This is a genomic window from Streptomyces sp. MP131-18, assembly GCF_001984575.1.
Taxonomy (GTDB): Bacteria; Actinomycetota; Actinomycetes; order Streptomycetales; family Streptomycetaceae; genus Streptomyces; species Streptomyces johnsoniae.
Genome location: NZ_LZNS01000001.1, coordinates 5,103,489 through 5,129,233 on the forward strand (window position 1 = coordinate 5,103,489; position 25,745 = coordinate 5,129,233).

At 72.8% G+C, this 25,745-nt stretch carries 17 protein-coding genes and 1 other RNA gene; 11 read left to right on the plus strand and 7 right to left on the minus strand.

What is annotated here, in order from left to right:
• Positions 1 to 174 precede the first annotated feature (174 nt).
• Complete coding sequence (locus STBA_RS23185) at positions 175 to 5,139, plus strand: NAD-glutamate dehydrogenase (protein WP_077061085.1); 4,965 nt, start codon at positions 175 to 177, stop codon at positions 5,137 to 5,139.
• 51 nt (positions 5,140 to 5,190) lie between these two features.
• Here STBA_RS23185 and STBA_RS23190 read toward each other — a convergent pair whose 3' ends face one another.
• Complete coding sequence (locus STBA_RS23190; protein ID WP_171987768.1) at positions 5,191 to 5,802, minus strand: helix-turn-helix domain-containing protein; 612 nt, start codon at positions 5,800 to 5,802, stop codon at positions 5,191 to 5,193.
• Positions 5,803 to 5,944: 142 nt separating this feature from the next.
• Between STBA_RS23190 and STBA_RS23195 the strand changes: the two genes are divergently transcribed.
• A complete protein-coding gene (locus STBA_RS23195) occupies positions 5,945 to 6,817 on the plus strand; it encodes a class I SAM-dependent methyltransferase (RefSeq protein WP_253194931.1) in 873 nt (290 codons plus the stop codon).
• Here the strand turns inward: STBA_RS23195 and STBA_RS23200 are convergent.
• The 5 genes from STBA_RS23200 to STBA_RS23220 all read right to left on the minus strand — a co-directional run bounded on the left by STBA_RS23200 (position 6,802) and on the right by STBA_RS23220 (position 15,631).
• A complete protein-coding gene (locus tag STBA_RS23200) occupies positions 6,802 to 9,036 on the minus strand; it encodes a CDP-glycerol glycerophosphotransferase family protein (RefSeq protein ID WP_077061087.1) in 2,235 nt (744 codons plus the stop codon). The two genes, STBA_RS23195 and STBA_RS23200, sit on opposite strands and share 16 nt — an antisense overlap.
• A gap of 214 nt (positions 9,037 to 9,250) precedes the next feature.
• Complete coding sequence (locus STBA_RS23205) at positions 9,251 to 10,150, minus strand: carbohydrate ABC transporter permease (protein WP_077063533.1); 900 nt, start codon at positions 10,148 to 10,150, stop codon at positions 9,251 to 9,253.
• Between the two features lie 23 nt (positions 10,151 to 10,173).
• The gene (locus STBA_RS23210) at positions 10,174 to 11,475 is read right to left on the minus strand and encodes an ABC transporter permease subunit (RefSeq protein WP_077061088.1); all 1,302 of its coding nucleotides are present in this window, start codon (positions 11,473 to 11,475) and stop codon (positions 10,174 to 10,176) included.
• Between the two features lie 28 nt (positions 11,476 to 11,503).
• A complete protein-coding gene (locus STBA_RS23215) occupies positions 11,504 to 12,874 on the minus strand; it encodes an ABC transporter substrate-binding protein (RefSeq protein ID WP_077063532.1) in 1,371 nt (456 codons plus the stop codon).
• Between the two features lie 255 nt (positions 12,875 to 13,129).
• Positions 13,130 to 15,631 (minus strand): FHA domain-containing protein, encoded by a 2,502-nt coding sequence (locus tag STBA_RS23220; RefSeq protein WP_077061089.1) that lies wholly within the window; start codon positions 15,629 to 15,631, stop codon positions 13,130 to 13,132.
• Between the two features lie 368 nt (positions 15,632 to 15,999).
• On the opposite strand from STBA_RS23220, the gene STBA_RS23225 reads away from it, so the two are divergent.
• From STBA_RS23225 to STBA_RS23240, 4 genes are all read left to right on the plus strand, one after another.
• Positions 16,000 to 17,745 carry a serine/threonine-protein kinase gene (locus STBA_RS23225; protein WP_077061090.1) on the plus strand — a complete coding sequence of 582 codons (1,746 nt, stop codon included), beginning with the start codon at positions 16,000 to 16,002 and terminating at the stop codon, positions 17,743 to 17,745.
• A 115-nt stretch (positions 17,746 to 17,860) separates the two neighbouring features.
• Entirely contained in the window at positions 17,861 to 19,129 is a 1,269-nt protein-coding gene (locus STBA_RS23230) for a serine/threonine-protein kinase (protein WP_077061091.1), read from the plus strand.
• 23 nt (positions 19,130 to 19,152) lie between these two features.
• Positions 19,153 to 20,259: a peptide chain release factor 2 gene (gene prfB, locus STBA_RS23235; RefSeq protein WP_077061092.1), complete on the plus strand. Its 1,107-nt coding sequence runs from the start codon at positions 19,153 to 19,155 to the stop codon at positions 20,257 to 20,259.
• A gap of 232 nt (positions 20,260 to 20,491) precedes the next feature.
• Positions 20,492 to 21,307 (plus strand): LPXTG cell wall anchor domain-containing protein, encoded by an 816-nt coding sequence (locus STBA_RS23240; protein WP_077061093.1) that lies wholly within the window; start codon positions 20,492 to 20,494, stop codon positions 21,305 to 21,307.
• An 87-nt stretch (positions 21,308 to 21,394) separates the two neighbouring features.
• On the opposite strand, the gene STBA_RS23245 is transcribed toward STBA_RS23240, so the two are convergent.
• Positions 21,395 to 21,589 carry a hypothetical protein gene (locus tag STBA_RS23245; protein WP_077061094.1) on the minus strand — a complete coding sequence of 65 codons (195 nt, stop codon included), beginning with the start codon at positions 21,587 to 21,589 and terminating at the stop codon, positions 21,395 to 21,397.
• A 188-nt stretch (positions 21,590 to 21,777) separates the two neighbouring features.
• Here STBA_RS23245 and ftsE point away from each other — a divergent pair, with 188 nt between their 5' ends.
• From ftsE to ssrA, 5 genes are all read left to right on the plus strand, one after another.
• Entirely contained in the window at positions 21,778 to 22,467 is a 690-nt protein-coding gene (ftsE, locus tag STBA_RS23250) for a cell division ATP-binding protein FtsE (RefSeq protein ID WP_077061095.1), read from the plus strand.
• A gap of 41 nt (positions 22,468 to 22,508) precedes the next feature.
• The gene (gene ftsX / locus STBA_RS23255; RefSeq protein WP_077061096.1) at positions 22,509 to 23,423 is read left to right on the plus strand and encodes a permease-like cell division protein FtsX; all 915 of its coding nucleotides are present in this window, start codon (positions 22,509 to 22,511) and stop codon (positions 23,421 to 23,423) included.
• 79 nt (positions 23,424 to 23,502) lie between these two features.
• On the plus strand, positions 23,503 to 24,630 hold the full coding sequence (locus STBA_RS23260; protein WP_079252118.1) for a S41 family peptidase: 1,128 nt from the start codon (positions 23,503 to 23,505) through the stop codon (positions 24,628 to 24,630).
• Positions 24,631 to 24,681: 51 nt separating this feature from the next.
• The gene (gene smpB / locus STBA_RS23265) at positions 24,682 to 25,167 is read left to right on the plus strand and encodes an SsrA-binding protein SmpB (protein WP_077061098.1); all 486 of its coding nucleotides are present in this window, start codon (positions 24,682 to 24,684) and stop codon (positions 25,165 to 25,167) included.
• A 77-nt stretch (positions 25,168 to 25,244) separates the two neighbouring features.
• Positions 25,245 to 25,615: a transfer-messenger RNA gene (gene ssrA, locus STBA_RS23270) on the plus strand.
• Positions 25,616 to 25,745 lie beyond the last annotated feature (130 nt).

Here is a 25,745-nt window from a genome sequence, read left to right on the forward strand (position 1 = left end):
ATCGGCCGCGACGCGGGCCGGAGGCGGCGCCGCCTCCTCTCGGTACCCGGTGCCATCCGGGCCGGCCATGCCGCTGGTCCGCATCTCCGGGCGGGGCCGATCCATGGACCAGCGCTGCCCGGTGACCGTTTCTCGACGTCACGCAACGGCGCGCGACACAGGAGCCAGAGGACAATGCACACCAAGCCGGATGAAGCCAAGTCCGAACTACTGACACGGGCCGCCCGCGTGGCGGAGCAGGGCACAGCAGGGGGGCCGCCCGGGCACGGCATGGACGCTTCGGCGATCCGCGCCTATCTCCAGCGCTACTACCTCTACATCCCCCTGGAAGACCTCGCCGACCGGGAGCCGGTCGACCTGTACGGCGCGGCCTTCGCGCACTACCGGCTCGCCGCCCACCGGCCGCAGGGCACCGCCGACGTGCGCGTGCTGACGCCGACCGTCGAGGAGCTGGGCTGGGCCTGCAGCCACACGGTCGTCGAGATCGTGACCGACGATATGCCCTTCCTCGTCGATTCCGTCACCAACGAGCTGTCCCGGCAGGGCCGTGGCATCCACCTCGTCATCCACCCGCAGATCATCGTCAGGCGGGACGTCACCGGCCGCCTGCTCGAAGTGCTCGACGCCGGCCGCGATCCGTTCGGTCCCTCCGCCACGAGCCACGATCCGGACGACCTCCCCGAGGACGCCATCGTGGAGTCCTGGATCCATGTGGAGACCGACCGCGAGACCGACCACGACGACCTGCGGCAGATCGAGGCCGATCTGCGCCGGGTGCTCAGCGACGTCCGCGAGGCCGTCGAGGACTGGCAGAAGATGCGCGGCACCGCGCTGCGCATCGCCGAGAGCCTGCCCGAGGAGGCGCTGCCGGACCGGCTGCCCACCGAGGAGGTCGAGGAGGCGGGAGAGCTGCTCCGCTGGCTCGCCGCGGATCACTTCACGTTCCTGGGCTACCGCGAGTACGAGCTGGACCGCGAGGACAACGGCGGCTCCGGCGACACGCTGCGCGCGATCCCCGGCACCGGGCTCGGCATCCTGCGCTCCGATCCGAAGCACGACCGGGACACCGACGACCCGGCCGCCTCCGCGGCCTTCGGCCGCCTCTCCCCGACCGCCCGCGCCAAGGCCAGGGAGCAGCGGCTGCTCGTCCTCACCAAGGCCAACAGCCGGGCCACCGTGCACCGCAGGTCGTACCTGGACTACATCGGCGTCAAGAAGTTCGACGAGCAGGGCCGCGTCGTCGGCGAGCGTCGCTTCCTCGGGCTGTTCTCCGCCGCGGCCTATACCGGCACCGTGCGACGCATCCCCGTCATCCGGCGGTACGTCGCCGACGTGCTGGCCGCGGCCGGTTTCGCGCACGACAGCCACAGCGGCCGGGACCTGTTGCAGATCCTGGAGACCTACCCGCGCGACGAGCTGTTCCAGACACCCGTCAGGACGCTGCACAGCATCGCGACCGCCGTGCTGCACCTTCAGGAGCGGCGCCGGCTGCGGCTGTTCCTGCGGCAGGAGGAGTACGGGCGCTACTACTCGGCCCTGGTCTACCTGCCCCGCGACCGGTACACGACGTCCGTGCGGCTGCGGCTGACCGGCATCCTCATGGAGGAGCTGGACGGCACCAATGTCGACTTCACCGCGTGGAATACGGAGGGCGTGCTCTCCCGGCTGCACTTCGTGATCCGCGTCGAGCCGGGCACCGAGCTGCCCGAGCTGACCGACGCGGACGTGGACCGCATCGAGGCCAGGCTGGCGGAGGCGTCGCGCAGCTGGAACGACACGTTCACCGACGCGCTCGTCGCCGAGTGCGGCGAGGAGCACGCCGCCGAGCTGGGCCGCCGTTTCCACGGGGCGTTCCCCGAGGGGTACAAGGCGGACTTCCCGCCGCGGGTCGCCGTCGCCGACCTCCAGTACGTGAACCGGCTGCGCACCGACGCGGACGGCGACTTCGCGCTCTGCCTCTACGAGCCGGTCAACGCGGGTCCTGGCGAGCGGCGGTTCAAGATCTACCGCACCGGTGAGCCGGTGTCGCTGTCCGCCGTGCTGCCCGTGCTCCAGTACCTGGGCTTCGAGGTCGTGGACGAGCGGCCCTACGAGCTGCGCCCCGCGGGCGGTGCGACGGCCTGGATCTACGACTTCGGGCTGCGCCTCCCCGAGCAGCTGGCCGGCGGTCTCGGCGGCGACGCCCGGGAGCGGCTTCAGGACGCGTTCGCCGCGGCCTGGACCGCGGCGGCGGAGAACGACGGGTTCAACGCACTGGTCCTGTCCGCCGGGCTGACCTGGCGGCAGGCGACGGTGCTGCGCGCCTACGCCAAGTACCTGTGGCAGGCGGGCGCGCGGTTCAACCAGGAGACGATGGAGGCCACCCTCAGGAAGAACGCGCACACCACCCGGCTGCTGGTCAGCCTCTTCGAGGCCAGGCTCTCCCCGCAGCACCAGGGCGCGGGACGCGAGCTGACCGACGGGCTGCTGGAGGAGCTGGACGGCGCCCTGGAGCACGTGGCCAACCTGGACGAGGATCGCGTCCTGCGGGCGTTCCTGACGGTGATCAAGGCCACCCTGCGGACCAACTACTTCCAGCAGGACAGCACGGGCCGCCCGCACGCCTACCTGTCGATGAAGCTCGAGCCCAAGGCCATTCCCGAACTGCCGCAGCCCCGCCCCGCGTTCGAGATCTGGGTGTACTCGCCGCGGGTCGAGGGCGTGCACCTCAGGTTCGGCAAGGTCGCGCGCGGCGGGCTGCGCTGGTCGGACCGCAGGGAGGACTTCCGCACCGAGATCCTGGGCCTGGTGAAGGCCCAGGAGGTGAAGAACACGGTGATCGTCCCCGTCGGCGCCAAGGGCGGGTTCGTCGGCAAGCGGCTGCCCGACCCGGCCGCCGACCGCGATGCCTGGCTCGCCGAGGGCATCGCCTGCTACCGCACGTTCATTTCCGGCCTGCTCGACATCACCGACAATCTGGTGGACGGCCAGGTCGTGCCGCCCGCCGACGTGGTGCGGCACGACGGCGACGACACGTACCTCGTGGTCGCCGCGGACAAGGGCACCGCCACCTTCTCCGACATCGCGAACGAGGTGGCCGTCTCCTACGGCTTCTGGCTCGGCGACGCGTTCGCCTCCGGCGGTTCCGCCGGCTACGACCACAAGGGCATGGGCATCACCGCCCGCGGCGCCTGGGAGTCGGTGAAGCGGCACTTCAGGGAGCTGGGGCACGACACCCAGACCGAGGAGTTCACCGTCGCCGGCATCGGCGACATGTCGGGGGACGTCTTCGGGAACGGGATGCTGCTGTCCGAGCGCATCCGGCTGGTCGCGGCGTTCGACCACCGGCACATCTTCCTCGACCCGGACCCGAATGCCGCGCGTTCCTTCGCCGAGCGCAGGCGCCTGTTCGCGCTGCCGCGCTCCTCCTGGGCCGACTACGACAGCGCGCTGATCTCCAAGGGCGGCGGCGTCCACCCGCGCAGCGCCAAGTCCATCCCGCTGACCCCGCAGGTCCGCGCCGCGCTCGGCATCGAAAGCCGCGCGTCCGCGATGACGCCCGCCGAGCTGATGCGGGCCATCCTCGCCGCTCCCGTCGACCTGCTGTGGAACGGCGGGATCGGCACCTACGTGAAGGCGTCGTCGGAGTCGCACGCCGACGCGGGGGACAAGGCCAACGACGCGATCCGTGTCAACGGCCGTGACCTGCGCGCCAGGGTCGTCGGCGAGGGCGGCAACCTGGGCCTCACCCAGCGCGGCCGCATCGAGTACGTCCTCGCGGGCGGCCGGTGCAACACCGATGCCATCGACAACAGCGCGGGCGTCGACACCTCAGACCACGAGGTCAACATCAAGATCCTGCTCAACTCGGTGGTCGGAAACGGCGATCTGACCGTGAAGCAGCGCAACGAGCTGCTCGCGCGCATGACGGACGAGGTCGGCTCGCTGGTCCTGCGCAACAACTACGCGCAGAACGTCGCCCTGGTCAACGGGGCGAGCACCGCGCCAGGTCTGGTGCTCGCCCACCAGCGGTACATCCGCAGGCTCGGCGAGGACGGCAGGCTGAACCGGGAGCTGGAATTCCTGCCGGACGACGACGAGTTCCGCGAGCGCCGCGCCGCCGGCCGGGGCCTGACCGAGCCCGAGCTGTCGGTGCTGCTCGCGTACGCCAAGCTGGCCGTCACCGAGGAGCTGATCGGGACCGACCTGCCCGACGACCCGTACGTCAGCCGGCTGCTGCACGCCTACTTCCCGAAGGAGCTGAACGAACGGTTCGCCGACCGCATCGACGGCCACGCGCTGCGCCGCGAGATCATCACGACCCTCCTGGTCAACGACACGGTCAACGTGGGCGGCTCCTCGTTCGTGCACCGCATGCAGGAAGAGTCGGGCGCCTCCACGGAGGAGGTCGTGCGGGCGCACACCGCCTCGCGCGCCATCTTCGGGCTCGCCGCCATCTGGGACGCCGCGGAGAGCCTGGACAACCAGGTGGAGGCCGACCTCCTCACCCGCATCAGGCTGCACAGCAGGCGTCTGGTCGAGCGCGGTGCCCGCTGGCTGCTCAACAACCGCCCGCAGCCGCTGAAGCTGACCGACACGATCGACCTGTTCGCCGAGCGCGTCGGGCAGGTCTGGGAGGAGCTGCCGAAGCTGCTGCGCGGGCAGGACCTGGAGTGGCACGCGACCCTGCTGGACGAGCTGGTGGCGGGCAAGGTGCCCGCGGAGCTGGCGCAGCAGGTCGCCGGGTTCTCGGGGGCGTTCCCCGCGCTGGACATCGTCGCCGTCGCCGACCGCACCGGCCGCAAGCTGCTCGACGTGGCCCGCGTGTACTACCACCTCAGCGACGAGCTGGGGATCTCGCGCCTCCAGGACCGGATCAGCGAGCTGCCGCGCGCCGACCGGTGGCAGTCGATGGCCAGGACCGCGATCCGCGAGGACCTGTACGCGGCGCACCAGCTGATCACCGCCGATGTGCTGGCGGTGGGCGACGCGGACTCCTCCCCGGAGGAGCGGTTCGCCGACTGGTCCCGGCGGAACGCGGCGGTGCTCGGCCGGGCCCGCGGGACGCTGCGGGAGATCCAGTCCTCCGACAGCTTCGACCTGGCGAACCTGTCGGTGGCGATGCGGACGATGCGTACCCTGCTGCGCGCCAACCGGTAGGCGCGCGGTCCGGCGGGGGCGGTCGGCCCCCGCCGGACCGGGGGGCAGGGGTCAGCGGCGGCCGGGGCGGCTGGGGCGGGCGCGGACGTGCATGCGTTCGCCCTGGGCGCCGAAGAGGCTGAGGATCTCCACCGGCCGTTCGTCCGCGCTGCCGAACCAGTGCGGCAGCCGCGTATCGAACTCGGCGGCCTCGCCGGGCCCGAGCACCAGGTCGTGCTCGGCGAGGACCAGCCGCAGCCGCCCGGCCAGCACGTACAGCCACTCGTAGCCCTCGTGCGTCCTGGGGTCGGGGGCGGGCCGGTCCGGCGGCGACCCCGGAATGATCATCTTGAACGCCTGGAGGCCGCCGGGCTGCCGCGTCAGCGGCAGCACCGTCCGGCCGCCGAGCGCCTGCCGCGGCGCCAGCCGCACCCGCGGGTCGCCGGTCTCCGGCGCGCCGATCAGCTCGTCCAGCGGCACCCGGTGGGCCTGGGCGATCGGCAGCAGCAGTTCGAGGCTGGGTCTGCGCAGACCGGACTCCAGCCGCGAGAGGGTGCTCTTGGAGATGCCGGTCGCCGCCGCGAGGGCGGCCAGCGTCACGCCGCGCTCGGTCCGCACCCGCCGCAGGCGGGGGCCGACCCCCGCGAGTACCTCGCCGATCTTCGTGGGCTGCTCGTCCGTCATGGTTGCCATTCCAGCGCATCCGTCCCGCAAACGGCAACACGAGTTGCCAAGCAGGGGTGGCCGGGCGCAGGCTCCGGAACGAGGCGCCCGCGTGGCGCCGATCCGAGAGCGCGAACCGAGAGCGCGAACCGAGGAGTCCCGAGTGCACGCACATCAGCACGACCACGCCGCCACCGACGAGATCGACTGGGAGGCCATGGGCGACCATCTGGAGCGGGAGGCCGATATCCAGTCCCCGTTCCTGACCGCGGCCGTGGCCTGGCTCGCCGAACGGCTGCCCGGCGCCCGCCGTGTAGTGGACGTGGGCAGCGGACCAGGCGTCGCCGCCTGCGAGTTCGCCGGGCGGCTGCCACACGCCGAGGTGGTGGCCGTCGACGGCGCGCCGGGACTGCTGGCGCGGGCCGCGGCCCGCGCCGAGGCGGCGGGCGTCGCGGACCGGCTGCACACCCGGCACGCCGACCTGTCCGAGAGCCTGGCCGGTCTCGGCCCCGCCGACCTGATCTGGGCGGGCCGCTTCGTGCACCACCTGGGCGACCAGCAGGCGGCGCTTGGCGCGCTCGCCGCGGCCCTGCGCCCCGGCGGCCTGCTGGCGCTGGTCGAGGGCGGGCTGCCCGCCCGGTTCCTGCCGCGCGACATCGGCCTCGGGCGGCCCGGACTCCTCACGCGACTCGACGCGGTGGAGGAGGAGCGGTTCGCACAGATGCGCGAGGAGCTGCCCGGCCGGACCGAGACCGTCGAGGACTGGCCCGGGATGCTGGTCTCGGCCGGCCTGACCGGCGCGCTCAGCCGCACGTTCCTCGTCGACACGCCCGCTCCGCTCGGCGGCGCGGCCCGCGCCCACCTGCACGGGCGCCTGGTCCGGCTGCTCCACGGGTGCGGCGACCGGCTCGACGCCGAGGACCGCGGTGCCCTGGAGGTGCTGACCGACCCCGAGGCGGCGGAGAGCATCCTCAGGCGCCAGGACGCGTTCTACCTCACCGCCGTCACCGTGCACACCGCTCAGCGGCCGCTGTAGGCGGGGCGCGCGGAGCGGGGCCTGGGCGCGCCCGCGGCCCGCAGCGCCACCGCGCCCGGCGCGGGGCGGCGGGCCTCGGGCGGCACGGCGGGCGGCACGCGCCGGCCGCCGAGGAAGACCTGCCGGACCACGCGTTCGGCGGCGAAGCCGTCGGCGTACGGGCAGAACTGCCGCCGGAACGCGGCTCGTTGCGCCGCACCGCGCGGGTCGGTCCACAGCCGGTGGCCGGTCAGGACCGCCGTCAGCTCCTCCTGCGTGCGGGTCACGGGCCCCGGGGCGGCGGCGGGCAGGTCCAGGTAGACGCCGTGCACGGCCCGGTACACCTCCCAGTCGTCGGCGTGCAGGACGATCGGCCGGTCGAGGCCCGCGTAGTCGAACAGCACGGGCGCGTAGTCGGTGACCAGGGCGTCGGCGGCGAGGCACAGCTCCTCGATTCGCGGGTGCGCGGTCACATCCAGCACGCCCGCGCCGGTGCGCCCGTACCCCGCGGTACCGCCCGGGGCACGGAGCAGCAGCAGGAAGCCGGGGCCGAGATCGCGGGCCAGCCGTGCCGGATCGACGCCCGGCAGGTGCCCGCGGTCGTATCCGCGCCGCGCGGGCGCGTACAGCACGGCCAGCACGCCGTCGGGGATGCCGAGCCCGGCGCGGACGCGCAGCACGTCGGCGGCCGTCGCGGTGTGGAAGACGTCGGCGCGCGGCGAGCCGTACTCCAGCGTCAGGTAGGTGGCGGGGTAGGCGCCCTCCCAGGCGAGGGTGGTGTGGCGGTTGGCGGACAGGCAGTAGTCCCAGCGGTCGATCTGCCGCAGCAGGCGCGGGATGTCGCGGTGCGGGACGTCGAGGCCGACGTGGGCCAGTGGGGTGCCGCCGTGGGTCTGTAGGCGCAGCTGTCCCGGGCGCTTGACCAGCGTGTCGGGGAACGCGGCGTCGCTCACCAGGTAGCGGGCGCGCGCCACCGCGCGGAGGTAGCGGCGGGTGCCGGGGGTGAGCGCGGGTACGCCCTCGGGCAGCGGCCCGGGGCCCGGGCCCGGCCGGGTGATCCAGGCGGTGCGGACGGCCGGGGCGAGTTCGCGGAGCTTGGCCTCGATCGCGGCCGGGTGCCCGGTGTAGCCGCCGCTTTCCGTGCTGAAGACGGCGAGTTTGCGGTCGAGCGGACGGCGCAGCTGGAGCCGGTAGTGCACGCGCAGCAGTCGGCCGCGCAGCCGGCCGCGGGTCCGGGCGCGGAGCCGGCCGGCCACGCGGTGGGCGGAGAGCAGCAGATGGAAGGCCCGGCGGGCGCCGAGGCGCAGCAGCAGCTGCCGCAGGCCGGCGGTGCGGCGCCGCCCGCCCAGGGCGGTCGCGCCCGCGGCGGCCCGGTGCCTGCGGCACAGGGCGCCGGAGCGCCGGAAGAACTCGGCGCGGTCGGCGGCGGGCAGCCGCCCGGGCATGCGGTAGACGGCGGTGAGGTGGTCGACCATGCGGCGGTGGATCGCGGCGCGCCAGCGGTCGCCGCCCGGCAGCGTGGCCAGCTGCGCGAAGACGCGGTCGTACTGGGTGAGGACGTCGAGGTGGCCGCGGCCCGCGGCGCGCGCCCGGCCGCCGGTGCGGCGCTCGCGGTGGTGCACGCAGGAGCGGTCGAGGACCGCCACCGAGGCGGCGGCGGTCAGGGCCGGGTAGACGAACGGCAGGTCCTGGTAGTGGCCGGGCGGGAAGCGCAGGTCGAGCCCGTCGATCAGGTCGCGGCGGTAGGCGGCGGCCCAGGCGACGGGCGGCAGGCGCAGCAGGGCGGGGCGTTCGGCGAGGGTGAACGTCCGCGGACCGCGTTCGGCGAGCGCGCCGGGCGGGGTGCCCGGGGTGACGGCGCCGTGCCAGGCGGCGCGGGCGTGGCCGAACAGCAGCAGCTGCGGGTCGCCGGTGGCGGCCAGGCGCGCGGCGATCGCGGCCAGGGCGCCGGGGGTGAGGGTGTCGTCGCCGTCGAGGAAGAGCAGGTAGTCGCCGGAGGCGTGGTCGAGTCCTGCGTTGCGGGCGGGGCCCGGGCCCGCGGTGCGGGGCAGCCGCAGCCCGGTGACCCGGGGGTCGGCCGCGGCGGTTTCGGCGATGATGTCGCGGCAGGCGTCCGGCGAGGCGTCGTCCACCGCGATCAGTTCGACGTCCTGGAAGTCCTGGGAGAGCACGGACGTCAGGCAGGCAGGGAGGTACGCCTGCACCTGGTGGGCGGGGACGATGATGCTGAAGCGGGGCACGGTGACATCCAGGGGGCAGCCGGGGACAGCGCATCGGATCGATTACACGGACCATCCGACAATCGCTTCTCGGCGGGCCGTTTCCCGGGACGCCGGAGGTGTCGGGGCTCCCGCACCGGGCGTTTTCCCCCGTTCGGCGGAGGCGGCCCGCCGTCGTGGCCCGCCGCCTCCGCTCACCGCCTCCGCGGGCCGCCTCGGCCCGCTTCTCACCGGCTCACTTCACGGCGCCCGCCATCACGCCGGACACGAACTGCCGCTGGAAGGCGAAGAAGATGGCCAGCGGGATCAGCATGGTCAGGAACGCGCCCGGGGCGAGCACGTCGAAGTTGCTGCCGAACTGCCGCATCTCCTGCTGGAGCGCCACCGTCATGGGCGGCGAGCCCGAGTCGGCGAAGATCAGGGCCACCAGCATGTCGTTCCACACCCACATGAACTGGAAGATGGCCAGTGCCGCGATGGCCGGGCCGCCGAGCGGCAGCACGACGCGGGTGAAGAGCCGCAGCTCGCCCGCCCCGTCCAGCCGCGCGGCCTCCAGCAGCTCGCGCGGGATCTCGGCGAAGAAGTTGCGCAGGAGGAAGACGGCGAACGGCAGGCCGAACGCGGTATGGAAGATGATGACGCCGAGGCTGGTCTCGAAGATGCCCAGGGTGTTGAACAGCCGCGCGACCGGGATCAGCGCCACCTGCACCGGGACCACCAGCAGGGCCACGACCACCAGGAACCACCAGTCGCGGCCCGGGAAGTCCAGCCAGGCGAACGCGTAGGCGGCCAGCGCGCCCAGCACGACCACCAGGAACGTGGACGGCACGGTGATGACCACGCTGGTCCATATCGATCCGGTGAAGTTGTCGTTCGACAGCAGGGCGTCGTAGTTCGACCAGGTCAACTGGTCGAGGTCGGTCAGGACTTCCCACCAGCCGGTCGAGGCGATGTCCCGCGAGTCGCGGAAGGACGACGCGAACAGACCGGCCGTGGGCAGCAGCCACACCACGGCGAGCACGACGAGGACGACCCGCACCGTGCCACCGGCGGCGAAGGAGGCAAGCCGCGAGACGACCGACGGCCGGGGCGGCCCGCCGGCCTCGGACGACGGGACCCGGGCCGGGTCCGGCAGTTGGGCGGTCTTGGTGGGAGCGGTCACCGCTGGTTCTCCCGTCGCAGCCTGCGTACGTTGATGATCATTACCGGCAGCACCAGTACCAGCAGGAACACCGCGATGGCGCTGCCGACGCCCTGGTGCGAATCGGTGCCGAAGGACGACAGGTACAGCTGGAGGGCCAGCACGTTCGCCTCGTCCTGGGTTGAGGTGGGCGCGATGACGTAGACCAGGTCGAAGATCTTCAGCACGTTGATCATCAGCGTCACCATGACCACGGCGAGCACGGGGGCGAGCAGCGGGATGGTGATGCGCCGGAAGACCTGCCATTCGTTGGCGCCGTCCACCCGCGCCGCCTCCAGCGTCTCCCGCGGCACCCCGGCGAGCCCGGCGGCGATCAGCACCATCGCGAAGCCCGCCCACATCCACACGTAACTGCCGATGATCGCGGGCGTGATGAGGCTGGGGCCCAGCCACTCGGCGCCGTTGTAGGGGGCTTGGAAGTCGCTGCCCGCCAGCCGCACCTGGGCGCCGTCGGCCTCGGCCGGCAGCGCGAACGTGCCGTCCTCGGCCGTCGTGGTCTCCGCGACCACCTCACCGTCGGCCACCGCCTGGACGGTGATGCCGGACAGACCCTTCTCCTCCGGGTCGACCGCGCCGTCCGTGCCGCCGCCGCCCCGCGTGAAGTCCATCCACACCGTGCCGGTGACCTGGTCACCAGAGGCCTGGGGCACGGCGGCGGGCGCCGCGTCCGCAAGCTCCGGCTGCGGCACCGCGACCAGCGGCAGCATCGCGGGGGAGCCCACCTCGGCCGGGGAGGTCAGCAGGTACGAGCCGTCGTCCTGGGCCTCGACCGGGCCACCGGGCCGCGGCTGCGCGTCCGGCCAGGCGGGGCTGTCCGCGAACGAGTCGTGCACCGTGGTCATGACCGCGTTGGCCACGCCCCGGTCCGGATTCTGCTCGTAGACGAGGCGGAAGATGATGCCCGCCGCGAGCATCGAGATCGCCATGGGCATGAAGACGATCAGCTTGAACGCGGTGGCCCACCGTATCCGCTCGGTCAGCACGGCGAAGATCAGGCCGAGCGCCGTCGCCACGGTCGGCGCGACGACGATCCAGATCAGATTGTTCTTGAGGGCCGTCCTGATGCCGTCGTTGGTGAACAACTCCTTGAAGTTGTCCAGCCCCACGAACGAGTCGCCCGAGGCATCGAACAGACTGCGCCAGATCGAGTACCCGATGGGGTAGACGACCAGTGCGCCGAGCAGCAGCAGCGCGGGCAGCAGGAAGCTCGCGACCGCCCACGGCCGTGCCCTGATCACCGCCACCTTGCCGGAAGCCATGGAAAGTCAGTCTCCGTCCGTCTGGTCGTCAGTCGCCGTAGGCGTCGGCCGCCTGGGACTCCAGGTACTCCTGGGCGCCCCGGACGTCGTCCGGGTTGCGCAGGAAGTCCTGGAGGCCACGCCACATGCCCTGCCCGGTTGTTCCGCCGAAGGCGGCCGGCGTCTGGTCGGACATGTCGAACCGGAAGTCGTCGCCCGCGTCGATCAGCGCCTCGGCGATGCCGCGCTGCACGTCGTTGGGGTAGGCGTCGAATTCGAGTGACTTGTTGGGGGAGACGAAACCGCCGGGCTCCGCCCAGATGCGTGCCGCGTCCGTGGACGCCAGGAAGGTGAGCAGCGCCTCCTGCGCCTCGCTCGCCTCGCCGTCCGGCGACACCGCCACCGCGGCGTCGCCCGCGCTGACCACCGGCGCCTCGCCCCCGCCGACCTCGGGGAACGGGAAGACCAGCGCGTCCTCGCCGATCACCGCGTCCGTGCTGTCGGTGATGACGGCGCCCACGAAGTCGGCCTCGAACACCATGCCGGCGTCCGGCGCCGTCAGGTTGATGAAGGTCTGGGTGACGGAGTCGGGGAACAGCGTCTGGAGCGAGCCGTTGGTGCCGTTCGCCAGGAGGCGCGGCTCGCCGAACACCTCGCCGAGCGCGGTCAGCGCGTCCGCGACGCTCGGGTCCGTCCACGGGATCTCGTGCGCCGCCAGCCGGTCGTACATCTCCGGACCGGCCTGGGAGAGATAAATATTCTCGAACCAGTCGGTCAGCGTCCAGCCGTCGCCGCCCGCCACGGAGAGCGGCGTCGTGCCCGACTCCCACAGCGTCCACGCGGTGGTGACGAAGTCGTCCCAGGTCGCCGGGGGTTCGACACCGGCGTACTCGAACGCGGTGGCGCTGTACCAGACCAGCGACTTGTTGGCCGCCTTCACGTAGACGCCGTACCGCACGCCCTCGTGGGTGCCGAGATCCTGCCAGCCCGGTGTGTAGTTGGCGTCCAACTGCTGCTGAACGGAGTCGCCCAGCGGCGCTATCCAGCCATTCTCGGCGAACTCGTGCAGTACGCCGGGCTGCGGCACCATCACCACGTCCGGCGGCGCGCCGCCCTCGATCTTGGTGCCGACGAACTGCGAGACATTGTCCCCGCTCGGCACGTAGCTGACCGACGCGCCGGTGCGCGCCTCGAACTCGTCCAGGACCCGGACGAAGTTGTCCCGCTCGACACCCGTCCACACCGCGGCGACCTCCAGCTGCTCGCCGCTGAGGTCGGGCAGCTCGATGGTCGCGGGAACGTCGCTCGCGGCTCCCGTCTCCTCGTCGCCGCACGCCGTCAGCGTCAGCGCGCCGGCCGCGATCACCGCAAGCGCCGCGCGAGTCGCCCGTCGCCGGGACACCTCTCCCGAACCGTGCATGAGCACCGCCCTCACCACCCCTCTGGTGCGGCAACGCCCCTACCAGGCGCAGGGCCTGCCACGCCGCATGTCCTACGCCGAATGTTCCTACGCTGTGGCGAAGGAACCGGCAAGACCGCCGTCGGCGCAGGCCCCCTTTGTGATCGTCATGTTACCGGCTGGGCATGACCATGATCGGAAAAGTCCGGAAGCGGAGGTCACAGCGGTGCCCGGCCCGCGGCCGCGGGGCCCGGGCGGGCGACCGGGCCCCGCGGCTCAGACGAGCGTCGCGGTGGCGGCCCGGCCCGCGTGATCCGTCCGCGCCGCGCGGGCCGCCGCGCTCGCCAGCAGTGCCACGTCGGTCGGCCCGTTCCCCAGCTCGCGCACCGGACGCCGGGCCGGCGGGTCCCCGGCACGCGTCCAGTCAAGGCGCGACACCGTCGGTCGCAGCGTCGACGTCCGCGGAATCCGGGCCGTCACCCGGCCCGCCTGGAACGCGGTCACCGCGCCCGAGGCCGGCCGCAGCTCGGCCCGGCCCGGCGGCCGGCCGCTCAGGGCCACGCGTATCTCCGCGCCCGGGACGTCACCGGCCGCGATCAGCCGGACCCCGAGGCGCTGCCCCTCCCGCGCCGCCGTCTCCAGCGCCCGCACCACCGAGCCGGCCGCCGGTCGGCCAGGGGCGCCGAGCGCGGGCGAGGTCAGGGCGTCGTAGTCGTCGACGAGGACCACGAGCCAGGGCAGCGCGCCGATCTCCGCGGCGGGCGCCCCCTCCTCCGCCGCGGACCGCAGGGCCACCACCCGGCCGCCGCGGCGGCGCGCGGCGGTGAAGTCCACCTCGCCGAGCAGCGCCGCCCGCCGCTTCAGCTCGTCCCGCAGGGCCTGCGCGAAAGCGCGCATCCGCACCGGGTCCGTCGCCCCCAGGTAGGAGGTGACGTGCGGCAGCTCGGCGCACGGCCGCAGGCCCTCGCCGGAGCCCTCGACCAGCAGCAGCGACAGCGCGTCCGGCTCCTGGGCGGCGGCGAGCGAGGCGGCGAGGGCGCACAGCAGCTCCGTGCGCCCCGTGCCCGCGCCCCCGTCGACGGCCAGCGGGCCGCGGGCCTCCGCCAGGTCGAGCGCGGCCGGGCCCTGCGTCCCCGTGCCCAGGACGAGCGGCAGACCGGAGTGCCGCGACCACCGCTCCCGCAGGGCGGCGGGCGTGACGCGGGACAGCTCCAGGGCATCGAGCAGCCGGCAGGTCTCCGGCAGCGCCGTCACCGCCGGGGCCGGCGGCGCGCCCGCGGTCTCTTCGCCGACCGGCGCGAGCGCCCGCGCGAACCGCTCGGCCCAGGCGGGCGACACCGCGTCCGCCCCGGCCGTCGGGCCCGCGTCCCCCGCGGGCCCGGTCAGCCGCAGGGCCGTGGCCACGGGACCGCTGAGCACGGCCACCGCGCCGCAGGAACGCAGCAGCGGGGCCGCCACATGGGCCGCGGCCAGCGTCTGCCCCACGGGAAGACCGCCGGGCTGCGGGGTCTCGCCGAGCACCAGCAGATGAATCCCGGCCGCCGGGCCCTCGGCCGCCAGCCGGGTCAGCGCGGCCCGCGCCTGGGCGTCCCCGGGGTCGCCGTCGACCAGGACCACCGTGCGCCGGCCCGGGTGCGGGCGCGCCAGCAGCTCGGTCAGCTCCCGCGTCCTGGCCGCGGCCTGCCGCGGGTCGAAGGCGAGCAGCAGCCGGCAGTCCTGCCCCGCCGCGGGGCGCAGGTGCGGCAGCCAGCCGAGCCAGGACCAGTCCCGCGCCCGGTCCACGGCCAGCGCCACCAACTGGAGGGCGCCGGGCGGGTGCAGGCCCGCGAGCTGGGCGAGCACCGAACGGGCCACGCCGGTGATCCGCTCCCGCGGTCCGGCGAGGCCGAGGGAGCCGGCCCGCGGCAGGGCCACCGTCACCGGGGGCAGCACGCCGGGCGCCTGCTGGACGGTGCCGAGCCGGACGGTGAACGCGTCGGGGTGTGCCGCGCTCCGCTCCCACAGCCGCGGGCCCGCGTCCAGCGCGGTCAGCAGCAGCGTGGCCGGATCGGGCCAGCGGGACTCCGCGGGCTCCGCCTGCGGCGGGGCCGCCGCGGGCCCCTGCGGCACGTCCGCCTCCTGTCCGCCGAGCCGCCCGAGTGCCCAGCCGGCCAGGCCGCGTCTGGCGCCCCGCTCGGCGGGAGCGGCGGGCGGCGGCTGGTCCGGCGCGCCCGTCGTGACGACGCGGAGCACGGACTCGCCCAGCCGCAGCAGCGAGCCGGAGCGCACGGGCTGCGGGCCGTGCCGGACGGGCGCGCCGTTGAGCAGGGTGCCGTTGGTGGAGCCGAGGTCGGTCACCGTGACCGTGCCGTCGGGCGCGAAGGCGAGCGCGCAATGCACGCGGGAGACGTCCGGGTCGTTGAGCGGGATGTCGGCGTCGGCGGATCTGCCGATCCTGGCCTCGCCGCCGCGGAGCAGATGGACGCCGCCCGCGTCGGGACCCGAGACGACGAGCAGCGTGGCGGGCACGGGCTCGTCGCCGGGGCCCTCCAGCGGCCGGTGGAAGGCGAGCACCGCGCCGTCCACCAGCGGCGGCCTGCCGAGGAGGGCCTGCCGCGGGTCGAGCCGCTGGTCCTCGCAGTACACCGAACCGGGCGCGGCCGAGCCCGGCGCCACCGTGGCGGCGAGCGAGCCGAGGACGGCGTCGAGCGGGGTGTCGGCGGGAGCGGCGACCTCCACGTCGACGCCGGTGGCGGCATCGCCATGTCCGAGAACGGTCAACCTGATGTGAAGCGGCATCGGCCCTCCCGGTCACCTCGCCAGCCCGGCTGCCACGGTCTCGACCGCGCGAGTCGTCGCATCGGATGCTGATGCTGAAAGCATCCTCGCACCCGCCACTGACAGCTCGTCGCGCCACCGGCGCTTAATGATCTTGATTGGTCATATCTGACCAGAACTGATCGGTGCCGAGCGGCAACTCCGCCCCGCGCACCGGTCTTCGCGGACCGCACAGCGCCCCACGGTAGCCAGCGGCAACCGAGCACGCCACGGGTGCGTCCCTGCCCGTACGCGCCCCCGTTCCCTCGGCCATCCGCCACCCGGGGACGGCGCCACTACAGTAGGTGGCTCGGGTCTCGTCACCACCAGCGAAGCATCAGGGAGCACACGTGCGGCCGGTAGGCAGCAAGTACCTGCTTGAAGAGCCGCTCGGGCGCGGCGCCACCGGCACCGTCTGGCGCGGGCGCCAGCGGGAGGCCGCGGGCGACGAGGCCGCGGTCGCGGGGCAGCCGGGTGAGCAGGTCGCCGTCAAGGTTCTCAAGGAAGAGCTGGCCCACGACCCCGACGTCGTGATGCGCTTCCTGCGGGAGCGCTCCGTCCTGCTCCGGCTCGGCGGTGACGGCCACGACAACATCGTGCGCACCCGCGACCTGGTCGTCGAGGGTGACGTGATCGCCCTGGTCATGGACCTGATCGACGGTCCCGACCTGCACCGTTACCTGTACGAGAACGGCCCGCTCACCCACATCGCCGCCGCGCTGCTGACCGCCCAGATCGCCGACGCGCTCGCCGCCGCGCACGCCAAGGGCGTCGTCCACCGCGACCTGAAGCCGGCCAACGTGCTGCTCGCGGGCGCGAACGACGACAACAGGCCGCTGCGCCCGATGCTCACCGACTTCGGCATCGCACGGCTCGCCGACTCCCCGGGCGTCACCCGGGCCCACGAGTTCGTGGGCACTCCCTCCTACGTGGCGCCCGAGTCGGCCGAGGGCCGCGCGCAGACCTCGGCCGTCGACATCTACAGCGCCGGCGTCGTGCTGTACGAACTGATCACCGGGCAGCCCCCGTTCAGCGGCAGCAGCACCCTCCAGGTCCTCCAGCGCCACATCACCGAGGAGCCGAGGCGGCCCGACGGGATGCCGGGCCCGCTGTGGACCGTGCTCGACTGCTGCCTGCGCAAGGCCCCGGACGAGCGGCCCGGCGCCGCCGCGCTGGCCCGCGCCCTGCGCACGGTCGCCGCCGGCATCAACGAGAACGCCAGCGACCGCCAGCGCAGCGCCGCCCTCGGCGTGACCGCGCTGCTGGTGCCCGACGCCTCGCCGGTGAAGGTGCCGGGCACCGGCATCTCGCCGCCCGGCTCGGCCGAGCCGACGCAGGCGCTGCCCGGCGGCTCGGGCGGTGCGGGCGCCGCGGGCGGCGCCGACCCGTTCGCGGCCACCGGCGTGCTGCCGCCGCAGGGGTCGCCCGACCCCGGCCTCGACTCCACCCGGGCCATGCCGATGCCGGGCGCCTCCGAGCCGGACGGGCCGCACCCCTGGCAGGACCAGATGCGGGCCGCGCGCGACCGCAACGAACCGACCCGCGTGCAGCCGGTGGACCCGGCGCAGGACCCCCTGTACCGCGCCCCCCGCCGCCAGCCGCAGCAGTCGCCGCCGCAGCGCCGCCCGCAGCGGCGGCCCGTTCCGCCGCCGCAGCAGGCGCAGCCCCCGCAGTACGGCTACCAGCAGCAGCAGTACCAGCAGCCGCAGCCCCCGCCCCAGCAATACCCGCAGCCGCAGCCGCAGCAGCAGTACCAGCGGCCCGTTCCGCCGCCCTACCAGGAGCCGCAGCCCCGCCGCCGGGAGGAGCGGCCGCGCCGCGAGCCGCGCGAGCCGCGGCGGTCACGCAGCGCAAACCCCATGCGGATTCCGGGACTCGGCTGCCTGAAGGGCTGCCTGTTCATGGTGCTGATCCTGGTGATCATCGGCTTTCTTGTGTGGAACTTCACACCGCTCCAGGACTGGATTGCCGACGGCCGGAGTTTCTGGGACACCGTCACGGAGTGGTTCGACGACGTCCGCGAATGGATGGGACTCATCGACGAAGCCCAGCGGCAGGGTGAAGAGATCCAGGAGAACATCCCGAATAGCGAATGACCTCGGAGATTTATCGACTTCCGAGGGGGTAATTTCAACGGGGCATGCGAGTAAACCCGGGCAACCCGGGCGCCGGGCCGCCGTTGGTGTCACAGCGGCGTCGTAGCCTCACGCCATGGCACGGAACATCGGCAGCCACTACACCACCCACCGCGTGCTCGGCCGCGGCAGCGCCGGAACGGTGTGGCTCGGCGAGGGTCCTTCAGGCCCCGTCGCCGTGAAGGTGCTGCGCGAGGATCTCGCCGCGGACCCCGACCTCGCCGAGCGCTTCGCCCACGAGCGGCACACACTCCTCGGCCTGGAGCACCCCAACATTGTGGGCGTCCACGACCTGGTCATAGGGGGCCCCGACGCCCGCGACATCGCCCTGGTGATGGATCTCGTCCGCGGCCCCGACCTGCGCAGCCACCTGGAGCGCGAGCGCCGCCTGCGCCCGCACGCGGCCGTGGCGATCGTCGCCGAGGTGGCCGGCGGCCTCGCGGTCGCCCACGCCGCCGGCATCGTGCACCGCGACGTCAAGCCGGAGAACATCCTGCTCGACACCACCACGCCCAGGACGCGTGCGCTGCTCACCGACTTCGGCGTCGCCAAGCTCATCGACGAGCCGCGGCACGGCGGCAAGGGCGGCGTCGTCGGCACCCCCGACTACATGGCCCCCGAGATCGTCGAGGGCCTCCCGCCCCGCGCGGCCGTGGACATCTACGCGCTGATCACCGTGCTGTACGAACTGCTGGCCGGGTTCACGCCGTTCGGCGGCGGCCACCCCGGCGCGGTGCTGCGGCGGCAGGTCACCGAAACCGCGGCCGAGCTGCCCGGCATCCCGCGCGACCTGTGGGAGCTGATGCAGCAGTGCCTGGCCAAGGCGCCCGCCTCGCGGCTGCGTGCCGTCGAGCTGGCCTCGCGGCTGCGCGAGCTCCTGCCCGCGCTCGAAGAGCTGCCGCCGCTCGACCTCGGCGACCCGGCCCCCGCCGACGGCGCGAGCCGGGCGGACGGGGCGGCGGGAGCGGCCGTCGACGCCGCGGACCCGGCCGCCGCGCCCGGCACCCCGGCCCGCGCGGCGGTGCCGCTCGTCCGCGGCGCCGCCCCCGACTCCGAGCGCGCGACCCACACCCGGATGCGCGTGCCGGACGCGGACGAGCTCGCCGGGGGCGCGCACGGCACGGCGCGCGTCATCAGGCCGGTCGGCCAGCCGCGGGCGGGCTCCGCGCGGCACGGCGCGGCGGCGCGCCGCAGGCGGCGGCTCGCGGTGACCGCCGCGGGGCTGCTGGGGGCGGGCGCCCTGGGCGGATGGCTGCTGTTCTCCGGTGGCGAGGACGACGGGGCCGACGGCCTCGGCCCCGCCGGGCCGGGCGTGGAGCAGCCGGACGACTCGGGTGCCCCCTGAGCGGCAGCGGTTACGCTGGGGGCGTGGCAGTCGTCGACGTATCCGAAGCTCTGAAGTCCCTCAGCTCCACCATGGAGTCGATTGAGGCCGTGATGGACCTCGACCGGCTGCGGGCGGACATCGCCGTCCTGGAGGAGCAGGCCGCCGCGCCCACACTCTGGGACGACCCCGAGCGCGCCCAGCAGGTCACCAGCCGGCTGTCCCTGCTCCAGGGGCAGCTGCGCAAGACCGAGGAGCTGCACGGCCGCATCGACGACGTCGAGGTGCTGTTCGAGCTGGCGGAGACGGAGAGCGACGACGACGCCAGGCGCGAGGCCGAGGCCGAGCTGGAGGCCGTGCAGAAGGCGGTCGCCGAGCTGGAGGTCAGGACCCTGCTGTCCGGCGAGTACGACCAGCGCGAGGCCATGGTGTCCATCCGCGCGGAGGCCGGCGGCGTGGACGCGGCCGACTTCGCCGAGCAGTTGCAGCGCATGTACCTGCGCTGGGCGGAGCGCCGCGGCTACTCGACCGAGGTGCTCGACACATCCTTCGCGGAGGAGGCCGGGATCAAGTCCACGACGTTCACGGTCAAGGCGCCCTACGCGTACGGCACGCTGTCGGTCGAGCAGGGCACCCACCGGATGGTGCGCATCTCCCCGTTCGACAACCAGGGGCGCCGCCAGACCTCGTTCGCGGGCGTCGAGGTGCTGCCGGTGGTGGAGCAGACCGACCACATCGAGATCCCGGAGAACGAGATCCGGGTGGACGTCTTCCGCTCCTCGGGCCCCGGCGGCCAGTCCGTCAACACCACGGACTCGGCGGTGCGGATGACCCACCTGCCGACCGGCATCGTCGTGTCCTGCCAGAACGAGAAGTCCCAGATCCAGAACCGCGCGGCCGCCATGCGCGTCCTCCAGGCCCGGCTGCTGGCGCACCAGCGCGCGGAGGAGCAGGCGAAGATGGACGCCCTGAAGGGCGACGGGGGCAACTCCTGGGGGAACCAGATGCGCAGCTACGTTCTCCAGCCATACCAGATGGTCAAGGACCTGCGTACGGAACATGAAGTCGGAAACCCGCAGGGCGTTTTGGACGGGGATATCGACGACTTCCTCGAAGCCGGAATCCGGTGGCGGAAACAGAGCGAGAAGTAACCATCACACAACTTCCACCGTCAGTCCGGCGTTTAGTGGACATCCTGCTTGACGCCTGTCCGTTCAGCGGGAAAGCTGTTCGCCTGGCATGCCTATGATCTGGGGTGCGTGTCGTGCGAGGGGCCAGTGAGAGTCACAGGAGATCCCCTGCCGCCCCGCTGCCCTTGCGCGAGGCTGCCCCAGATACAGGGACATTGTCACCTAACGAACAGCTACAGGGGGTAGTGGATACATGGCCAGTCCCAAGACCCGGGCCAACATGGCGCGCGTGGCCGCGGCTGCGGTCTTCGCGGCGGGGGCGTCGCTCGCCGTCGTCGGCACCGCTTCTGCGAGTGACCCGGCGAGCAGCCCGAAGGCGCAGCCCGAGGTCCAGGCGAACACCATTGTGGGCGTCATCGAAGGCTCCGAAGGCGGGGTCCTCGGCCTCGTCGAGGGCGCCGAGGGCGGCAACGAGGAAGGCGGCGGCGACGAGGGCGGTGTCGACGGCGACGAGGGCGGCGTTGACGGCGACGAGGGCGGTGTCGACGGCGACGAGGGCGGCGTTGACGGCGACGAGGGCGGCGTTGACGGCGACGAAGGTGGCCAGGACGGCGACCAGGGTGGCCAGGACGGCGACCAGGGTGGCCAGGACGGCGACGAAGGTGGCCAGGACGGCGACCAGGGCGGCCAGGACGGCGACCAGGGCGGCCAGGACGGCGACCAGGGCGGCCAGGACGGCGACCAGGGCGGCCAGGACGGCGACCAGGGCGGCCAGGACGGCGACGAAGGTGGCCAGGGTGGCAGCGTCCAGGGCGTGAACGAGGGCGGCTCCACCGGTGGCCTCGACCCCGACACCGAGGGTGGCAGCAGCCCCATCGAGCAGGACGACCCGACCGAGGAGATCACCGACCAGGTGCCGGCCGAGGAGGAGGGCGGCGAGGAACTGGCCGAGACCGGCTCCTCGACCAACCAGACCCTGCTGATCATCGGTGCCGCGACCATGATCGCCGGCGGCGTTGGCTTCCGTTACCTGCCGCGTCTGATCAACAAGGGCGCCACCCCCGCCTGATGCGGGGACGGTAGTCCGCAGCACAGCACAGCGTAACGGGCCCGGAGCAATGCGTTGCTCCGGGCCCGTTCGTCGTGTCCGTGGGCCTCAGGCGGGCCGTGTCGCCAGGAAAGCGACGGCGGCCAGCGTCAGCAGCAGGGCGACCAGCGCCGTCGGGCTGCCCAGGGCCGCCCACGGCCTGCGCTCCTGGCGCAGCCGGGCCAGCTCGGCCCGGCAGACGCCACAGCGGCCCTCGCTCACCCGCCCCGCGCAGTTTGCGCACACCAGCCAGTCGGCGATCATGTGATCGTCTCCTCTCATCTCCCCCTCACTCTCTACTGTGCCAGGCTCCGGGGGCGGGCGCAGAACCCTGATGGGGACAAAGGGGATGGCTTGGGACGCTGCCTGCGGACCGCGCGTCGCTTCGCGTATGGTCTGCCCCAGCGCGGAGGGAGTCCTTCGCATGTACCCGGCCACGACATGGTGTAACCGTGATCCGATTCGACAACGTCTCCAAGACGTACCCCCGGCAGAACGCGCCGGCGCTGCACGACGTCTCGCTGGAGATCCAGCGGGGGGAGTTCGTCTTCCTCGTCGGCTCCTCCGGCTCCGGTAAGTCCACATTCCTGCGGCTCGTCCTCCGCGAGGAGCGGGCGAGCATCGGCACGGTGCACGTGCTCGGCAAGGACCTCGGGCGGCTGTCCAACTGGAAGGTGCCGCAGGTGCGCCGCAAACTGGGCACCGTCTTCCAGGACTTCCGGCTGCTGCCGAACAAGACGGTGGGGGAGAACGTCGCGTTCGCCCTCGAAGTCATCGGCAAGTCGCGCGGCCAGATCCGCAAGACCGTTCCCGAGGTCCTCGATCTCGTCGGACTCGGCGGCAAGGACGACCGGATGCCGGGCGAGCTGTCCGGCGGTGAGCAGCAACGCGTCGCCATCGCGCGGGCGTTCGTCAACCGTCCCATGCTGCTGATCGCCGACGAGCCGACGGGCAACCTGGACCCGCAGACCTCCGTGGGCATCATGAAGCTCCTCGACCGCATCAACCGCACCGGCACCACCGTGGTCATGGCGACCCACGACTCCCAGATCGTCGACCAGATGCGCAAGCGCGTGATCGAGCTTGAACGGGGACGGCTGGTGCGCGACCAGTCCCGTGGCGTCTACGGCTATCAGCACTGACCGGTTCTCACCGGGTATCGACCGAGTACTGAAAGGACGCCATGCGCGCCCACTTCGTCCTGTCGGAGATCGGCGTCGGTCTCCGCCGCAACGTCACGATGACCTTCGCGGTCATCGTCTCCGTCGCCCTATCGCTGGCGCTGCTCGGCGGCTCCCTGCTCGCCCGCGAGCAGGTCAACAGCATGGAGGACTACTGGTACGACCGGGTCGAGGTGTCGATCTTCCTCTGCAACGCCAACGACGCGGAGTCCGGCGACCCCAACTGTTCGCGCGGCGCGGTCACCGAGGAGCAGAAGGAGGAGCTCGAAGCGGAGCTGCGGGAGCACAATCTCGTCGAGGAGGTCTACCACGAGACGGCCGAGGAGGCGTACGAGCACTACCAGGAGCAGCAGAAGGAATCGCCGATCGCCGCGGTGGTGACCCCGGACCAGATGCAGGAGTCGCTGCGGGTCAAGCTGACGGACCCGACGAAGTACGACGTCATCTCCTCGGCGTTCGCCGGCCGCGACGGCGTCCAGTCGGTGACCGACCAGCGCTCGCTGCTGGAAAACCTCTTCAACCTGCTGAACGGCGTCAACTACGCGGCGCTCGGCCTGATGGCGCTGATGCTGGTGGTCGCGCTGCTGCTGATCGTCAACACCGTGCGCGTCTCCGCGTTCAGCCGCCGCCGCGAGACCGGCATCATGCGGCTGGTCGGCGCCTCCAGCTTCTACATCCAGCTGCCGTTCATCCTGGAGGCGACGATCGCGGGCATGCTGGGCGCGGTGTTCGCCTGCCTGCTGCTGGTCGGCGTCAAGTACTTCGCCATCAACAACTTCCTCGCGGAACGGATTCCCGCGATCGACTTCATCGGCTGGGACGCGGTGCTCTCGGTGCTGCCGTTCGTCCTGGTGGTGGGCGCGCTGATGCCCTCCATTGCAGCTTTCTTCGCACTGCGCAAGTACCTGAAGGTGTAAGAGGGGTGTGATTTTTTCCCCGCCCTGCCGTGATGTTCATCTCCCGTACGCCCCCGGGATGTGTCCTACACTCCGCACCATGTCACGTCCGTGTCACGACATTTCGTCCCGCGCCGCACGGCGCGGGACGGCTCTCGCGTTCGTCTTCGCGGGGGTGCTCATGACCGGCGCCGCCACCGGCGCGTGGCCCGAGGCGGCGGGCGGCAGCGAGCCCGGCCCGCCACCGACGCACGGCACGGCGGACGGCCGGGGGGACGCCGACCGGATCGTGAGCGAAAGCGGCGACCAGTGGGCATCCGCCTACTCCGCCGAGGAGTACGCGGAGATGGCCCAGAGCCTCGCCGGGGAATACGTCGGTACCGGCATAGCGGTCGTCCGCACCTCCGCCGGGCGCATCGAGGTCAGCGACGTGCACGCGGGCAGCCCCGCGGAGCGGGCCGGCATCCGGCCGGGCGACGAGATCCGCACGATCGACGGCGCCGGCCTCGACGGCAGCCCCGTCACCGACGCCGTGAGCCGCCTGCGCGGCAGCGACCGGCCCGAGCGGGCGGGGCCCGGCAGCACCGTGCGGCTCGGCCTGGAGCGGGACGGCCGCACGTGGGAAACCGAGGTCGAACGGGCCAGGCTGTCCATCCAGCCGGTCACCGTCGAACGGGACGCGCCCGGTGCCGCGCGTATCCACGTCAGCGCGTTCACCCGCGGCTCGGCCGACGCGCTGCGGGCCGCCGTCGCCGAGATCCCCGCGGAGGACGGCATCGTGCTCGACCTGCGCGGCAATGCGGGCGGCCTGCTCGCGGAGGCCGCGGCGGCCGCGGGCGTCTTCCTCGACGGCGGCCTCGTCGCCACCTACGACGTGCACGGCAGCCAGGAGGCACTGCACGCGGAGCCCGGCGGCGACAGCGCGCGCCCCCTGGTCGTGCTGGTGGACGGCGGCACCATGAGCTCGGCGGAAATGCTGACCGGCGCGTTGCAGGACCGCAACCGCGCGGTGGTCGTCGGCTCGCGCACGTTCGGCAAGGGCACGGTCCAGCTGCCGAGCGAGCAGCCGGACGGCTCCGTCGCGGAACTCACGGTGGGCCACTACGCCACGCCATCGGGCCGGACGGTCGACGACGACGGGATCACCCCCGACCTGCCCGTGACACCGGGCGCCGACGCGGAGGCAGAGGCGTACACGGTGCTGGGCGGCCTCGCGGCCGGCGGTTAGGTCCTTAACTCCCGGGCCCGCGGGCGCGCGGCCCAGTAGAGTGGTCAGGTCATGGCTAAGGGGAAAGAGACGGGGCGCAAGCTCATCGCGCAGAACAAGAAGGCGCGACACGACTATCACATCCTGGATACGTACGAGTGCGGACTGGTACTGACCGGCACCGAGGTCAAATCGCTGCGCCAGGGGCGGGCCTCGCTGGTCGACGGCTTCGCGCAGCTGGACGGGGCCGAGGTCTGGTTGCACAACGTGCACATTCCGGAGTACGCGCAGGGCACGTGGACCAACCACAGCGCCCGGCGCAAACGGAAACTGCTGCTGCACCGTTCCGAGATCGACAAGCTGATCGGCAAGATCCAGGAGAGCGGCCTCACGCTCGTGCCGCTCGCGCTGTACTTCAAGGGCGGGAGGGCCAAGGTCGAGGTCGCGCTGGCGCGCGGCAAGCGGGAGTTCGACAAGCGGCAGACGCTGCGCGAGAAGCAGGACCGCCGGGAGGCGGAGCGCGCGATGTCGGCGGCTCGCCGCAAGCAGCGGGCGTGACGTACACTCGGGGGTGGCGCCGTCATCGGTGATCCGTGTCAGGAATGACCGGGACGGGCTGTTTGTTAACTCAACATGGGGATGATCGGTTTCGACAGCGGCTGTCGAAGCAGGGGAAGCGAGCCGAGGAACGCGGCAATGATCTCGTTAACCATGTGCCGCAAAAAAATAATCGCCAATCAGAAGCGCGATTCCTTCGCCCTCGCTGCATAAGCAGCGAGCTGTGAAGTGTCAGCCCGGGGGTGTTCCCTCCCCGGTGTCTGGCATCAGCTAGGGGACTCACCAAAGGTTTCGGTCACGGGAGCCTGAGGGACAACACACAGTGACTGAGCCCGTCGGAGACTTGTCCGCGTGATCTCCGGGGCCGAGAAAAGCACAGCGGACTGCGCTCGGAGAAGCCCTCCTTCCACTCCGTTGGACGCGGGTTCGATTCCCGCCATCTCCACGAAGACGACAGGCGACGTATGCCCGCGGACCACGCGGGCCGCGTCGCCTTCGTCGTTTCTGCTCGGCTTCGCCTCGCGGGCGGGGGCTTCGCCACCCGCACCCCCGTGGGGGCCGCGGACCGCGCGGGCCGC